Below are 1,053 nucleotides of genomic sequence, written 5' to 3' on the forward strand. Positions count from 1 at the left end.
AAGGATATAGAACTTTTGTGAAAGTTTAGGTAACAAGGGTCTATGAACTATTTTTATATTATCATAAAAGATAAAAGTTTAATTCGAAGTATTGTGATTGTTTTGTAAAAATATTTGAATTACGTTAAATATAGTGAACAAATATTATATTATACATGATCTCCTTTTAATATCTTTTGGAAGTTATTCCATTCGTAAATAAATTCACCATCTTTATTTTCTTTTGCAATGTTGTACATTACAAGAGCTAACTCGTTTGCTTGAATCGGTTTGTTTTTACTTAAACTCCCAATTAAAAGTGGTGAAAATAAAGGGCTAATGATTGTGCCTATTCTTTCTCCAAAGCGAAATTCATTACGCTTTCCCAATAATAGTGAAGGTCGAAAGATATGTAATGAAGGTAATTGCATTTTCTTTAATGCTAGTTCCAGTTCACCTTTAACTCGATTGTAAAAAAAACGAGAATGACTATCAGCTCCTACTGCCGATACAATTAAAAACTGTTTCGCTCTTCTTTTCTTTGCTAGTTCCGCTATTTTAATAGGATATTGGTAATCAACTTTTTGGAAGGCTTCTTTAGAACCGGCCTTTTTAATGGTTGTGCCTAAACAGCAAAATACATCGTCAACAGCAAATACTTCTTCTTGTTTATCTAAAGTGTTAAAGTCCACTATTATTTCAGTAAGCTTTGGATGATGTAAAGATGTTGGATTTCGAACTAATACTTTTACAGTTTTGTATGTATTTGATCTTAATAATATTTCTAATAGATTACTTCCAACTAATCCAGTTGCACCTACAATTAATGCACTTCTCTTATCAGTATCCATACCGATCTCTCCTTATATTTCATTTTTCTTATGGAACAAACAAGAAATAAATCTATTATAACTGATAAGTTGATTATGTATCTTATTAGTTACTAATTTTTTGAATTGAATAGAAATGGATAAAAACTGCTAAGGGCTTATTTTTTTACAGTCTTTTCCGTGTATGAAATTAACAACAAAAAAGTCTTATCTAGTTTTCCTGATAGTCGATATTATTATAAAG

The 1,053-nt window shown here is 29.1% G+C and carries 1 protein-coding gene; it reads right to left on the minus strand.

Translation table 11 applies throughout. The annotated features are described in order from the left end of the window. Nucleotides 1-149: 149 nt before the first annotated feature. On the minus strand, nucleotides 150-830 hold the full coding sequence (locus tag V7014_RS21135; protein WP_335510033.1) for an oxidoreductase: 681 nt from the start codon (nucleotides 828-830) through the stop codon (nucleotides 150-152). Between the last annotated feature and the right edge of the window lie 223 nt (nucleotides 831-1,053).

The sequence above is a fragment of the Bacillus sp. JJ722 genome, assembly GCF_036963345.1.
Lineage (GTDB): Bacteria > Bacillota > Bacilli > Bacillales > DSM-1321 > Bacillus_AD.